General features: G+C 60.8%; 17 protein-coding genes and 1 tRNA gene. 10 read left to right on the plus strand and 8 right to left on the minus strand.

Going from position 1 to position 13586, the window contains the following annotated elements; all coding sequences use genetic code 11:
• Positions 1-29: 29 nt before the first annotated feature.
• The 7 genes from NKH71_RS20700 to NKH71_RS20730 all read left to right on the plus strand — a co-directional run bounded on the left by NKH71_RS20700 (position 30) and on the right by NKH71_RS20730 (position 4958).
• Positions 30-587, plus strand: coding sequence for a ubiquinol-cytochrome C chaperone family protein (locus tag NKH71_RS20700; protein WP_023717288.1), 558 nt, complete (start codon positions 30-32; stop codon positions 585-587).
• A gap of 22 nt (positions 588-609) precedes the next feature.
• Positions 610-1158: a YceD family protein gene (locus tag NKH71_RS20705; protein WP_023717289.1), complete on the plus strand. Its 549-nt coding sequence runs from the start codon at positions 610-612 to the stop codon at positions 1156-1158.
• A gap of 123 nt (positions 1159-1281) precedes the next feature.
• Complete coding sequence (gene plsX, locus NKH71_RS20710) at positions 1282-2352, plus strand: phosphate acyltransferase PlsX (protein WP_352481224.1); 1071 nt, start codon at positions 1282-1284, stop codon at positions 2350-2352.
• A gap of 9 nt (positions 2353-2361) precedes the next feature.
• Entirely contained in the window at positions 2362-3333 is a 972-nt protein-coding gene (locus NKH71_RS20715; protein ID WP_023717291.1) for a beta-ketoacyl-ACP synthase III, read from the plus strand.
• Positions 3334-3437: 104 nt separating this feature from the next.
• The gene (locus NKH71_RS20720) at positions 3438-3761 is read left to right on the plus strand and encodes an integration host factor subunit alpha (RefSeq protein ID WP_023717292.1); all 324 of its coding nucleotides are present in this window, start codon (positions 3438-3440) and stop codon (positions 3759-3761) included.
• Between the two features lie 246 nt (positions 3762-4007).
• Positions 4008-4550 carry a MerR family transcriptional regulator gene (locus NKH71_RS20725; RefSeq protein ID WP_352481223.1) on the plus strand — a complete coding sequence of 181 codons (543 nt, stop codon included), beginning with the start codon at positions 4008-4010 and terminating at the stop codon, positions 4548-4550.
• A 75-nt stretch (positions 4551-4625) separates the two neighbouring features.
• Positions 4626-4958 carry a hypothetical protein gene (locus NKH71_RS20730; RefSeq protein WP_023717294.1) on the plus strand — a complete coding sequence of 111 codons (333 nt, stop codon included), beginning with the start codon at positions 4626-4628 and terminating at the stop codon, positions 4956-4958.
• A 122-nt stretch (positions 4959-5080) separates the two neighbouring features.
• On the opposite strand, the gene NKH71_RS20735 is transcribed toward NKH71_RS20730, so the two are convergent.
• Complete coding sequence (locus NKH71_RS20735) at positions 5081-5272, minus strand: hypothetical protein (protein ID WP_352481222.1); 192 nt, start codon at positions 5270-5272, stop codon at positions 5081-5083.
• Positions 5273-5588: 316 nt separating this feature from the next.
• Here NKH71_RS20735 and NKH71_RS20740 point away from each other — a divergent pair, with 316 nt between their 5' ends.
• Positions 5589-5867, plus strand: coding sequence for a helix-turn-helix domain-containing protein (locus NKH71_RS20740; protein ID WP_352481221.1), 279 nt, complete (start codon positions 5589-5591; stop codon positions 5865-5867).
• Between the two features lie 119 nt (positions 5868-5986).
• Positions 5987-6445 carry a YbaK/EbsC family protein gene (locus tag NKH71_RS20745; RefSeq protein WP_023717299.1) on the plus strand — a complete coding sequence of 153 codons (459 nt, stop codon included), beginning with the start codon at positions 5987-5989 and terminating at the stop codon, positions 6443-6445.
• A 38-nt stretch (positions 6446-6483) separates the two neighbouring features.
• On the opposite strand, the gene NKH71_RS20750 is transcribed toward NKH71_RS20745, so the two are convergent.
• Together NKH71_RS20750 and NKH71_RS20755 are read right to left on the minus strand one after the other, a co-directional pair.
• Positions 6484-6678 carry a hypothetical protein gene (locus tag NKH71_RS20750; RefSeq protein WP_023717300.1) on the minus strand — a complete coding sequence of 65 codons (195 nt, stop codon included), beginning with the start codon at positions 6676-6678 and terminating at the stop codon, positions 6484-6486.
• 153 nt (positions 6679-6831) lie between these two features.
• Entirely contained in the window at positions 6832-7065 is a 234-nt protein-coding gene (locus tag NKH71_RS20755) for a hypothetical protein (protein ID WP_031193496.1), read from the minus strand.
• 499 nt (positions 7066-7564) lie between these two features.
• Here NKH71_RS20755 and NKH71_RS20760 point away from each other — a divergent pair, with 499 nt between their 5' ends.
• On the plus strand, positions 7565-7864 hold the full coding sequence (locus NKH71_RS20760; protein ID WP_023717301.1) for a DUF1236 domain-containing protein: 300 nt from the start codon (positions 7565-7567) through the stop codon (positions 7862-7864).
• Between the two features lie 713 nt (positions 7865-8577).
• Here NKH71_RS20760 and NKH71_RS20765 read toward each other — a convergent pair.
• The 5 genes from NKH71_RS20765 to NKH71_RS20785 all read right to left on the minus strand — a co-directional run bounded on the left by NKH71_RS20765 (position 8578) and on the right by NKH71_RS20785 (position 13335).
• Positions 8578-8654, minus strand: a tRNA-Pro gene (locus NKH71_RS20765).
• Positions 8645-9979, minus strand: coding sequence for an O-antigen ligase family protein (locus NKH71_RS20770; protein ID WP_352481220.1), 1335 nt, complete (start codon positions 9977-9979; stop codon positions 8645-8647). Before NKH71_RS20770 ends, NKH71_RS20765 begins: the two co-directional genes overlap by 10 nt.
• Positions 9976-11511, minus strand: a complete 1536-nt coding sequence (locus tag NKH71_RS20775) for an undecaprenyl-phosphate glucose phosphotransferase (protein WP_352481219.1) — start codon at positions 11509-11511, stop codon at positions 9976-9978. Before NKH71_RS20775 ends, NKH71_RS20770 begins: the two co-directional genes overlap by 4 nt.
• Positions 11512-11634: 123 nt before the next feature.
• Positions 11635-12759 (minus strand): glycosyltransferase family 4 protein, encoded by a 1125-nt coding sequence (locus NKH71_RS20780; RefSeq protein ID WP_352640066.1) that lies wholly within the window; start codon positions 12757-12759, stop codon positions 11635-11637.
• 12 nt (positions 12760-12771) lie between these two features.
• Positions 12772-13335, minus strand: a complete 564-nt coding sequence (locus NKH71_RS20785) for a polysaccharide biosynthesis/export family protein (protein WP_023717305.1) — start codon at positions 13333-13335, stop codon at positions 12772-12774.
• Positions 13336-13586: the final 251 nt, after the last annotated feature.

The following is a 13586-nucleotide window of genomic DNA, read 5'->3' on the forward strand; positions in this document are numbered from 1 at the left end:
AACAAACGGTCCCGGGAGACCACCCTCAAATGTTCCAGCGCCTCTTTGGCCGCGAACGTCACGCCAACCGCGCCATCACCGAGGCGCTTTACGCACAAATCGTGGCGGCGGCGCGGCAACCGGTGTTTTATTCCGCCTGGAACGTGCCGGACACGCCGCTCGGCCGCTTCGAGATGCTGTCGTTGCACATGTTCCTGTTCCAGCACCGGTTGCGCGGCGAGGGCGGTGCTGCGGCAGAGGTTGCGCAGGTGCTGATCGACGAGTTCTTCATGGATGTCGAACATTCGTTGCGGGAATTGGGCATTGGCGACGTCGGCGTGCCGAAGCGAATGCGGAAACTGGCGAAGATGTTCTATGGCCGTACCGCCGCCTATGACGATGCGCTGAAACGAAATGACCATGATGCGCTTGCCGCCGCCCTTTCCCGCAATGTCAGGCCGGATGCCGGCGCCTGGCCGCAAGCGTCGCAACTGGCACTCTATGCCGCCGATGCATCAAGGCAACTCACGCAACAGCCGACCGAATCGATCGTTTCCGGCACGGTGGCATTTCCAGTGGCCAACTCTGAGCGAAGGCAGGCCGAATGAAGGCGGCGAAGTGGAGGCGAAGATGAAACATCCTGATACCCACAGCCCAGTGTCATTCCTGGCAAATGTCGCCCGGATGCCGCAAAAAGGGCTGCCGGTGGTGATCGATGCCGACGCCGGGCAGCGCGCCATACTGGCCGTCGAGCATGAGCTGCTTTCGGTCGAGAACTATCGCGCCGAACTTCTGATCGAGCCGTGGAAGCGCAATGGGGTGAAAGTCAGCGGCCATGTCGAGGCCGATATAACGCAGGCCTGCATCGTCACTCTCGACCCGGTCGAGGCGCATATCGACGAGCCGGTCGAGGCGCTGTTCCTGCCGGAACAATCCAAGCTCGGGCGGCAAGGTTTCGACGGTGGCGGTGAGATCCTGCTCGACGCCGAAGGGCCGGACAGCCCGGAAACCTTTTCCGGCGACGCGATCGACGTCGGGGCGCTTGCCGAACAGTTCTTTGGCTTGGCGATCGATCCCTATCCGCGCAAGCCGGGTGTGTCGCTGGAGGCCGCCGGCGATGCCGAGCCTGTGGAGAATGAATTCCAGCAAAAGCTCAGATCACTGCTGGGAAAATCCTGATGGCTGACCCAATTTGAGAAAAGTTGGTTGTGCGGCAGCCCAAAACCGTTATTTTCGCCGAACCTTCGCGAGCCCCGTACCTTGGCAAGCCCGCTGGCCAAGCAACCGTGAGATGAACACCGCGTGATCAGGATTTCCATCGATGCCATGGGCGGCGATCACGGGCCAAGCGTGGTCATCCCGGCGCTCATGACTGTCGCCACCCGCCGTCCGGACATACGCTTCGTCATCTATGGGCGCGAAGAAGCGGTAAGGCCTGAACTCGCCAAATTCCCCAAGCTAGCGGAGGTGAGCGAGTTCATCCACTGCGAGATCGCAGTCCGGATGGACGACAAGCCGAGCCAGGCACTGCGCCATGGCCGCTGGAAGTCATCGATGTGGAAAGCCGTCGAAGCGGTCAAGGCAGGCACGGCGGACGCCTGCATCTCGGCTGGCAATACCGGCGCACTGATGGCGATGTCCAGATTCTGCCTTCGCACCATGGCGACCATCGACCGCCCGGCGATTGCGGCGCTCTGGCCGACATTGCGCGGCGAAAGCGTGGTGCTGGACGTCGGCGCAACCATCGGTGCGGATGCGCATCAACTGGTTGATTTTGCCATTCTGGGTACCGGCATGGCGCGCTCGGTTTTCGGCATCGAACGGCCGAGCGTCGGCCTGCTCAATGTCGGCGTCGAGGAGATCAAGGGTCAGGAGGAGGTCAAGGAAGCAGGCCGTATGCTGCGCGAGGCCAACATGGCCTCGATGAACTACCATGGCTTTGTCGAGGGTGACGACATCGGCAAGGGCAGTGTCGACGTCGTCGTTACCGAAGGATTTGCCGGCAATATCGCGCTCAAGACGGCGGAAGGCACGGTCAGGCAGATCGCCGGCTACCTGCGCGCCGCGATGAACCGGACACTGATGGCCAGGATCGGCTATATCTTCGCCAAGACCGCCTTCGATCGCCTGCGCGAGAAGATGGATGTCGGCCGCTCCAATGGCGGCGTCTTCCTGGGATTGAACGGCATCGTGGTGAAAAGCCATGGCGGGGCTGATTCGGATGGCTTCGCTGCGGCGATCGAGCTCGGCTACGACATGGTGCGCAACAATCTGCTTGACCGCATCGAGGCCGATCTCGACCTGTTCCATGCCCGCAATCCGAATGCCCAGACAATCCGGAAATCCGACGTCGTCATCGACGCAAAGGAATAGGAAAGAGCATTGATCAGATCAGTCGTGCGCGGCACGGGCGCCGCGCTGCCCCGCCGCATTATGAAGAATGCCGATTTTGAAGGCATGGTCGAGACCTCGGACGAATGGATCGTCCAGCGCACCGGTATTCGCCAGCGCCACATTGCGGCCGACGACGAGACGACGGCCTCTCTGGGTGAGGCGGCAGCGCGCGCAGCCCTCGACAGCGCCGGCCTGACGGCTGACGACATCGACCTGATCGTGCTGGCGACCTCGACGCCCAACAACACCTTTCCCGCGACCGCAGTCGAGATCCAGAACCGGCTCGGCATGCACCACGGTTTTGCCTTCGACCTGCAGGCGGTCTGCTCGGGTTTTGTCTATGCGGTGACGACCGCCGACCTCTATATCCGCGGCGGCTTGGCCAGACGGGTGCTGGTGATCGGCTCGGAAACGTTTTCGCGCATTCTCGACTGGAACGACCGCTCGACCTGCGTTTTGTTCGGCGACGGCGCCGGCGCGATAGTGCTGGAAGCAGGCACGGGGGCAGGCGGCATCGCCGACCGAGGCGTTCTGGCGGCCAGCCTGCGCTCCGACGGCATCCACAAGGACAAGCTTTTTGTCGACGGTGGGCCGTCGACTACCGGAACGGTCGGGCACCTCAGGATGGAAGGCCGCGAAGTGTTCAAGCATGCGGTCGGCATGATCACCGACGTCATCGAGGCGACGTTCGCACAGGCCGGCATCAGCGCCGCTGATCTCGACTGGTTCGTGCCGCATCAAGCCAATAAACGAATTATTGATGCTTCGGCGAAAAAGCTCGGGATAGAGGAGCGGAAGGTGGTGGTGACCGTCGATTTGCACGGTAACACATCGGCTGCTTCCGTGCCGCTGGCACTATCCGCGGCCGTCGCCGACGGCCGCATCAAAAAGGGTGACCTGGTGCTGCTTGAGGCGATGGGCGGCGGCTTCACCTGGGGCGCCGTCCTGCTGCGTTGGTAAGTGCCGAACTAACGGGTTCGGGTCCTTGACCTTGACGGATCAATTACTTAGGTTCTGCCGTTGCTTGTATCGATTTTATTTTTTGAGCTGATGGGACGGTTCGTATGGGGGGAAAGACACTTACGCGCGCCGACCTCGCCGAAGCCGTTTACCGCAAGGTTGGGCTGTCGCGTACTGAATCGGCCGAGCTTGTCGAGGCGGTGCTGAATGAGATCTGCGAGGCGATCGTTCGCGGTGAGACGGTGAAACTGTCGTCCTTCGCGACCTTCCATGTCCGTTCCAAGAACGAACGCATCGGGCGCAATCCCAAGACCGGTGAGGAAGTGCCGATCCTGCCGCGCCGGGTGATGACCTTCAAGTCATCGAACGTGCTGAAGAACCGCATCCTGCGCTCCCATCAAAACAGCAAGGCCAAGGGCAGCAAGTAGATTCCCGATCTCCCTTGCCGAGAATCCATGCTTCAGGCTTCGGTTGAAAAACGAAGCCTGCTTTTACGCCGGGCTTGAATATTGTTTCATAAACCGCTGAAATAAGATGCGATTCGGCAGGCCGGATCGGTATTTGGGTGTGATCCGCCCCGGTGGACGGAAAAGCTGCTCTCTTTGTTTTACCGTGATGTTGCCCAAAACCGGTCCCCGCCTTTCGCGATCATGCTCTAGCGTGAGGATTCGCCCATGGACAAGAGCCCCGATGCTTTCCGCACCATCAGCGAGGTCGCGGAGGATCTGGATTTGCCGCAGCACGTGCTGCGCTTCTGGGAGACGCGTTTCAACCAGATCAAGCCGATGAAGCGCGGCGGCGGCCGCCGCTACTACCGGCCGCAGGACGTCGAGCTGATCAAGGGCATTCGCCACATGCTCTACGATCAGGGCTATACGATCAAGGGCGTACAAAAGCTGTTGCGCGAGAACGGCAACCAGTTTTTGATCGCCGTCGGCAATGGCGACATGGCGGCGGTCGAGGCGATCTCGCAGCGCCGGCAGGCTGACGCGGTACCGCTGACGCCAGCGGCGCAGCCGCGCGGCCCCGACGACGAGATGCTGGTCGGCCAACCGAGGGTGAAACCCAGCCGTCGTTTTTTCGGCATCGGCAAGAGCGACGAGGAAGGCCCGGTTCCGCCGGACACGTCAAAACTTTCCCGTGATAATCGCGCATTGCTGCAGGAGGCGCTGTTCGACCTGCTCGAATGCAAGCGCCTGCTCGATCAGGTTCGCTAAAGCCCGCCGGGGCTGACCGGAACGGTCTTCGGGGTCATGCGTTAGGCTTCCTTCTGCAGATGAAGGAACCACGTCATGGCATCGCTTTCGAGCATCTCCGACACCGATCTGAACAAGCAGGTCGCGGCCCTGACCAGGGAACTGGCCACTTTGAAGAAAGCCGTGTTGAAGCGGGGCGGCGCCTATTACGAAGACGGTCGCGATACCGCGTCGGACTATTATTCGGATATCGCCGAGCGTCTCGGCGACACCTTGCCGGCAATCAGAAGGCAAGGCCGGGCGATCGAGAAGACTGCCCGTGATCACCCGGCGACGGCGGCCGCTGTCGGGCTGGTTCTGGTCGGGCTGGTCGCCAGTCTGTTTCTCGGTGGCCGGCAGCAAAAAGCGCCGCGAGCGCGTTCAAGGTAGGGGAAATGCGGTGGTCAGCGGGACCGCCGCCATTTCGTCGACGCGGCAAACCCCGGCAAGCTGGCCGCTCTTGATCAGAGGCCAAGAACGCCTGCTTGCCGGTTGTCTGTCCCAGGGTGTTTTCAGTACGTCTTCGCCACAACCTTCTTGTGATGATGGCGATGGTGGTGGACGCGGTGATGGTAGTGATGACGGTGATGCTTCTTGACGGTGGTGTGCATCGTCGCTGCATTCGCGCTGCTCGCGCCGATGATCGGCATCGAGAGGGCAAGTGCGATTGCAAGTCCAAGGGCGGAGAGAAGAGACTTCTTCATGACATCGTTTCCTTTTTGCGCAGGGCGAATTTGAGCGTCACCGATTCAGGTCGGTGACTCGAGCACTGCGGTCGGGACTATCGCCTTGGAGTTTTTCGGCAGTTTTTCCGGCCTGTAGAATTTTGTTTCCGAACTGTGTCCGCCGACGATCCGGCCAGATGTGAGCGCCCCGGCATCCACATTCATTCCGGCGTCGGTTCACGATGCCGTGACGCTATCTTTGATGCTTGGCAAATCACCGGGGAGCGGGCATTCTCCCGATCGTCTCAGGCAACAACATGATTTGATCTAACTCTTTCATCCCACGGAGTTGCCAATGCCCCAAATAGCAAAACGCGAACCTTACTCCGAACTGGCGGCGAGCGCGGTTACGCCTGAACGCAGTGCCGTCCGAACCGCCCGGGAAGCCCGTGGATACAGTATCGAAGAGCTGTCCCTGGCGTGCGGGCTGGCAGCCTATGAGATTGCCGACATCGAAAGCGGCAACGATGCCGATCCTTCGAAACGTCGGCGTATTGCCTCCGCGCTTCAACTTCCGGAAAGCGCTCTGTTCGACGAAGCCGTGTTGCCTGCGAAAAGGCGGTCCGTGTCGTAGCGGCGTGCCATGCGTTTATTCGACGAGCTCGCCATGGGTTGCCCTGGCGGGCTTCGTTTTTCCGGCCACGTAGCGGACTTGCCGGCCGCCACGGCGACGCGAGACGGAAATCGCCGGAGATGAGCCTCGAATCCGTTCGCGCTTTCTTCGTCGCCCACGCGCCCGAAATCGACGTCATCGTTACGCAAGCCAGCTCGGCGACGGTGCCTCTGGCTGCCGAAGCGCATGGCGTAGCGCCGGCGCAGATTGCCAAGACGATCTGCCTGCGCGCCGGCGACCAGACGATGCTGATCGTGGCCAGCGGCATCTCCAGGCTGGACAATCGCAAATTCAAGGACCGGTTCGGCGGCAAGGCGCGAATGCTGGATGCCGAGCAGGTGCTCGCCGCGACCGGTCATCCCGTCGGTGGGGTGTGCCCGTTCGGCCTACCGGCACCGCTCCCGGTGTACTGCGACGTCTCGCTGCGCGCCTTTGACGAGGTCGTCCCCGCCGCAGGCGCGACGAACGCCGCCGTCCGGCTCAGCCCGCAACGCATGGCCGAACTCGTCGACGCCGAGTGGGTGGATGTCTGCCAGTAGCCCTTTATCCGGGTCGTGGGATCCGGTGAGCGTTACCGCTATTCGGTCTTCTGTGGCTCTTCTTTCTTGATCGTCTGAGCGTCCGCGGCTGTCGACATATCGGCCTTCTCGACGCTCGCTGTCCTCGTCTGCGTGTCGACCGATGCCTGGACCTTTGAATGCGCGGGGCAATCCGCAGAGGCAGCGGATATGGACAGGGTCAGTGCGGCGGCTGTTGCGAGGAATGTCTTCATGATCATTCTCCTCTTTCATTGGATATTCGTTGGGAAGATTAGCCCGTCTGGCACCGACCGCAAAATCACATTTGTTCACGCGCGCCCTTGCGTGCACGGAAGCCTACGCTGGACCAATAATTCAAATGGTTGCGCGGATAGCCGCTTGCCGTATCAAAACCCACTGCCTCCGGCCGGAGGATTTTTGGCGTAAAAAATCTCGCCGCTCAGAGCCAGTCTCAAATCTTCGGCGCTGAGCTGACCACTTTCGAACAAATCCATCACCCTGCGGCCGAGCACTTCTCTGCCTGGATCGCCGTCAGCGAGGCCTAGTTCACGGCATCGGGCATCAAGTGCTTTGGCCAACATGGTCAGCTCGGCAGGACAGGTAGCTCCTTGAAGCGACATTGCATCTCTCCCGAAAAGGCCGAAAGGGCGTGTCATCTTCGAAGCGTCCGCTCGCCCTTACAACTGCGGACGACGGCAATTCAACTAGAGCCAACCTTTTTCGAACTCAACATTCGAACGTATTAAAAACGCCGCCCGCGCTCCAATGGGAGGATCCTGCTACAATACGGTATGGCCGTCCGTATAGCGGTTGTCCTAATGCTTCTTTTCGCCTTCGCCTACGGTTTCGCAAAACTCGTGGAACATTATGGCAGCGTTGGCGACAGGCCCTCTCCGTGTGAAGAATTGCCCTATCCTGATTGTCCTGACCCAAAAGCTCCTCCCCGGGAAGAAACTAAGCCTTGAGCAGGTGCTTGTTTGTAGGCGGCCTCATGGCCATGGCACCGGAGTTCGCCCACCGCCAGCGGAACAACAAGTCTTTCGGCTCGTTTAGGTAAGTAGCCCCGCACGGAAGCATCAAGCACCGTAGCGGAAGGTTGCCTCGCTGGAGGATTGCTATATGGGAAAGCAACTTTTATCTGCTGCGACAGGAATCTTTCTTTTCGTAGGTATCGGAACCGCCGCTGCTCAGGACGTCATCATTCAGCCTGAGCAAGACACGGTGATCCGGGAGTATGTAAAGAAGAAGCCGGTAGCATCCCTGAGCCTTCCCGGTGTTGAGCTCAACATTGGCACCGCTCTGCCCGACACAGTCGAGCTTTACGAAGTGCCGGACGTTCAGTACCGCTATGTAGTCGTCGAGGGACGAACCGTCCTGGTTGATCCAGGTACCCGCAAAATTGTTAAGATCTACGATTGATTTTCTGCCTGAAGCCCGCCGTGCCGAAAAAGCGGCGGGCTTGTTTGCGTTCAGCCGCCAATCGCGGTAGCGGACGATGCGCTCGCGTCCTCACGGAAACCGGCGGGGTGAGCTGCCACGTTTCGTTCCCAGGCCGCCAGCATCCAGGTTGGGTTCTTCATGCTTGCTGCCATTGATCCTTCCGGCATTCCCGCAAGCAACGAGGGCCGGGCACGTTGCGCTTGCTCGACTTTCCTGACCCCGTCGCTGCCGCCCTGAAAAAGTTTCAGGCCAAGCCGGCCGCCGGCGTTGAACCAGTTCGTTCCAACCGCCGGTTGGTGGACGCGCTACCGCTCATGCGCCTAATGTCGACTTGATCCGCGCGCACCTGGCAAGCCCGCCCACCCGAGTCCCCCGCCTGGTGCAACAGCGCTTGATCGGCCCCGCCGTACTTCATGTGCGGCGGGTTTTTATTTACTCGATGGAACAACCCGGCCGGCGCGACGGTTCATCTCAACGCAGCAAGTCCCTCCTCATAAGAATTGCTGCCAGATCGGGTTGCACCGATCTGCCCGCGTCCTTCTCCCGGAAGGCGCGAGCTTTTTGCATGCTGGTTTGGGCTATTCCACATTGACCTGGCGAGCGAAGCCCTTGGTCGAAATCGTGTTGCGCTGGCTGCAATGCGGCTATTCTGTATGGCCAGTTGGGGGAACTGGCTAAGCCTTTGGATTTAATGGTCGGAGTGGCCGGATTCGAACCGACGACCCCTTGACCCCCAGTCAAGTGCGCTACCGGGCTGCGCTACACTCCGGACCGGTCGCGATGTATCGTGATAGACTGGGTCCGGTCAACCGAATTCGGCTGCTGTCCGGCCTGAAGCAACAGCAACGGAGGTTGCGGGCGCCGCGCCGCCCGCAACTGCCACTGATGGCGGTATTCCAGCGCGATGGCGCCCCAGATCAGGCCGAGCAGCAGGTAGACATGCCGCCAGTGGTCGATGTCGATGAAGGTGCCGAGCCCGATATTGCCGATGAAGGCGACATAGGCGCATAGTAGATAAGGCTGCCAGGGCCGGTCGCGCAGCAGAATGCGGAAGCCGGCGGCGATCGTCCAGCACGTCAGCGTCAGGAACGACACGAAGCCGAGCCACCCGTAATCCATCAGCATCTTCAGCCAGATGTCGTGCGTGTCCTCGCCGAACATCTTGCCGAATACGAGCGGGCCGATGCCGAACGGATGCTCCAGCGCCATCTGAAAGCCGATCGTGTAGCGGGCGAAGCGGCCGAGGCGGGCGGTGTCGTAGCTTTGTTCGAGTTGCGCGCGATTCGAGAACATCTCCGCCACGCCAGGCAGTTGCAGGATGACGATCATCGCAATGACCAGCAGTCCGACGGCGGCGATGGTCATGACGACGACGCGCAGCCGGAATTTGCCGCTGGCGCTCTGCAGGAACAAGGCCCCGGTCAGCAGGATCGCCGAAACGGCGAACATGCCCCAGGCGCCGCGCGAAAAAGAAAAGAAGATGCCGGCGGTGATGATCAGCAGCGGCACCGCCAATAGAGGCATGCGCGCGATCGAGCCGGTAAGCAGCAGATAGAGCAGGTAGATGCCCGGCAGCACCAGGAACGGCCCGAACACGTTCGGGTCCTGGAAGGCGCCGGCGGCACGGTCGTATTTGGTGAAGATCTCCGCTCCTGGAAAGGCATGGAAATAGCCGGCTATGCCGACCAGCGAAGTCAGCACTGCCGACACGACATAAGCGACGAAGATCACGCGGTAGAGACTGGGCTGGACGGCCGTTACGGAAGCGAAGAAAACCGCAGTGAGGGTCAGGAACAGCGAGACGGCGAGATAGAGCGGCGTGGCGGCGAGGTCCGGCATCTGCGTCATCGAGATCATTCCGCCGATGTTCATGATCATCAGCAGCACCAGAAGTGGCACCGCCGCGCGCTGTATGCGCATGCCGAACAAGGGCCACACCACGATCAGCCCGATCATATAGAGGTCGTATGGCGCCGGCTCGGCAATAACGAAACCGGACAGGAAGACGCCGAGGAAAACTGCCCCTGACGCAATCAGCGCAATGAGCTTGGCGTTGACCGCCGCCGCCGGCAATTCGTAGGCCGTCGCGCTCAATACGCATTTTCCGTGTTGAGCAGGCGGATCGGCGTCAGGAACAGGATTCTCAGGTCGAACAACAGCGACCAGTTCTCGATGTAATAGAGGTCGTATTCCGTGCGCATGCGGATCTTCTCGTTGGTGTCCATCTCGCCGCGCCAGCCATTGATCTGAGCCCAGCCGGTCACGCCGGGCTTGACCTTGTGTCGGGCGAAATAGCCGTCGACCACCTCATTGTAGAGAAGGTTGTGCGACTGCGCGGCAATGGCGTGCGGGCGCGGCCCGACCAGCGACAGCGAACCGAACAGCGAATTGAAGAACTGCGGCAATTCGTCGATCGAGGTCTTGCGGATGAAGCGGCCGACGCGGGTGACGCGCGGATCGTTCTTGGTCACGGTCTGCTTCGCCGTCGGGTCCGCCTTGTCGGTGTACATCGAACGGAACTTATAGACGTCGATGATTTCGTTGTTGAAGCCGTGCCGCTTCTGGTGGAACAGCACCGGGCCCTTGCTGTCGAGTTTGATCGCGATCGCGGTCGCCAGCATCACCGGCGAGAACACGATGATGCCGATGATCGAAAAGACGATGTCAAAGGCGCGTTTCGCGACCGAATCCCAGTCGTTGATAGGCTTGTCGAAGATATCGAGCATCGGCACCGAGCCGATGTAGGAATAGGCGCGCGGCCTGAACTGCAGCGCATTCGAATGCGCCGACAGCCGGATGTCGACCGGCAGCACCCACAGCTTCTTCAACAGTTGCAGCACGCGCGATTCGGCGGTCAGCGGCAGCGAAACGATCAGCATGTCGATGCGTGCGATGCGGGCAAATTCAATGAGCTCGGAAATCGTGCCGAGCTTGGGATAGCCGGCGACAACCGGCGGCGAACGCTTGTCACCACGATCGTCGAAGATGCCGCAGATGCGGATGTCGTTGTAGGGCTGCTTTTCGACCGAGCGGATCAGCACCTCCGCCGCCTTGCCGCCGCCGACGATGACGGCGCGGCGCTCCATCCGCCCGTCGCGCGCCCAGCGCCGGATCAGCTTCGACATCACCAGCCGGAGACCCAGGATCAGCACGAAGCCAATAACGAACCACGTGCCGAAGAGCAGGCGCGAATAGTCTTCCGACATTTTCATGGTGAAGGCGGTGAGCGCCATCAAGGCGAAGGTTCCAGCCCAGACCAGTAGGAGGCGGCCGAAATTGGCGATCGGCCGCATCAGCGCGACGATCTGGTAGCAGTCGGTGACGTCGAGCAAAACGACCGCGAGGAACGAGGTGGCGGCGATCGTCAGCGAGTATTGCCAGGCAAGATAGCTGAAAAAGCCGACATAGTAGAAATAGACGGCAAGACCCGACACCAACAGCAGCGCGAATTCCGCCATGCGCAGGACGCCGCTGACCATGATCGGCGACATCGTATCGCGCCGGTATTGCGAGGCGACCTGGCGGGCAACGTCGTTCATGCCGCCGGCCGTGTTGTTCTCGGCAGGGGCGTCGAATTTGCGCACCGCGTCTAGCGAAAAACGGCGCGCGGGGTCGATTTCGTTCATGGGGCGTCCGTAGGTTTCCCTCAGGTGAATAGCAAAAGAGAGCTAAGAAACCCTTGAAACAACAGATGGCTTTGGAGACGCTTTCACCGGGGGCCTTTTGCAGCCGAGTGGATATCAGTTGCTCTACTGTTTGAGCGCGGCGAAATAGGCCTTTTCGATTTCGGCGGCCATTACATCCGCGCCGAACCGTGCCTTGAGGTCGGCGGCACCGGGCATCAGGCCTTTGTAGGCGTCGAGATCGGCCAGAGCGGCGCTTATCTTGTCGCCAAGTTCGCGCGGGTCGGGCCGGATCAGGGCAGGGGAGCCGGTGTCGAAGATTTCCGGTATGCCCCCGACCGACGTCGCGATTAGCGGCTTGCCGGCGGCAAGCGTTTCCAGAACGATATAAGGCATGGCTTCCGCGCGCGAGGGAACGACGACCAGCTTGGCCAGCGTGAAGGCGAGCCTGGCTGGCATCGGCGGCAGGAAGCTGACCTCGAGGCCGAGCTGATCTACCTTGGCGCGATAGCGCGGCAGGTCGTCGCCGTCGCCGACCATCAGCGCTTTCAATGGGCGACCGAGCCGTGTTGCGGCTCGCCCCAGCGCATCGATGAAGATGTCCGGGCCCTTGAGGTCGCGCATCATGCCGATATAGAGGAGGTCGACGGCATTGTGCTCGGTCTGCACCGGCTCGAACTCGGCGGCGCGCAGGCCGTTGTGTACGAGAGCGTTCGGAATGGGCGGCTCGCCGACCTTCCTGCGATAAGTCCGCCGCTCATAATCGGAAACAAATAGCAGGCAATCGGTGAAGCGAGCCATGAAGCGTTCGAGCGCGAAGAACAGCTTCCCCATCGCCGTGGTTTCGTCATAGTGCAGTGAGCCGCCATGCGGCGAATAAAGGCGGGCTACGCGAGACCTGGATACCCGCAACAATGAGCCGAACAGACGGGCATAGGCGCCACCTTTGGCGCCATGCCCGTGCAGCACGTCCGGCCGCAATTCTTTTATGATCCTATAGGTGCGTCGGGCCGAAGCGAGATCGCCTGGCCCGACATGCCGCTGCATCGGTGTGCGATGAATGCCGAGCGCCAGGCTGCCTTTCATCTGTTCGAACAGCCGTTCCTCGAAATCGCCGCCAGTCGTCGAATCGCAGACGATGCCGACGGCATGGCCGGCGGCGACCTGAGCCTCGGTCAGGTCGCGCACATGCCGGAAGATGCCTCCGACGGGTGAGCGAAAGCAGTGGACGATCCTGAGTGTGTCCGCCACTTGGTCAGCACATCAAAACAGGCGTTCGCGAACATAGACTGTGTCGCCGGGCAACAGCGGGTCGGAGGTCACCACGCGTCCGGTTATAACCTTGCCGTTGATGTCGCGGGTAATGTCGACGCTTTCCTGGTTGGCGCGTGGCGTGAAGCCGCCGGCGATGGCGATGGCTTTCTGCACGGTCAGGCCCGGAACGTAGGAATATTGGCCCGCCGCGCCCACTTCACCCATGACGAAGATCGGCCGGTAGCGATCGATTTCGACCGAAACGTCAGGATCGCGCAAATAGCCCTGGCGCAGTTTCTCGGCGATCTCGCCCTCGAGTTGCTGGGCGGTGTGGCCGCGCGCCGGCACGTTGCCGACGAGCGGCAGCGAGAGATAGCCGGATTGGTCGACGCTGTAGGTGTTGGTCAATCCTTCCTGCTCGAACACGGTGACGCGGACGCGGTCGCCGGCACCGAGGCGATAGGGCTGGTCGAGCACTTCATGGAAGGCGGCCGGCGTCGGCCGGTAGCTTGAGCAGCCCGAAAGCATCGATACGGCAAGCAGCGCGCGGAAAAGGGGAGCAGTGCTTTTCATGAGCGGACACGTACCTTTTAATAGCCGGCGACTCTGCGGCAAACCTTAACGATCGAGCTCGGTTATCATCCTGTTAGGGTTAATGGCCGGTAAAGGCGCGCGGCCGATGCGGGCCCGATCGACAAATGCAGATGGTTTTCAGCCTCTTGTTTGCGGCTTGTTAGCAGAGCCTAACAGGTGCTTACCGCGTTATTAACGGCTGAGTTACCATAGTTGTTTACGGTGCATGCTGACTCAGTACCGGAGCAGGG

The sequence above is a fragment of the Mesorhizobium sp. M0983 genome (genome assembly GCF_040318975.1).
Classification (GTDB): domain Bacteria; phylum Pseudomonadota; class Alphaproteobacteria; order Rhizobiales; family Rhizobiaceae; genus Mesorhizobium.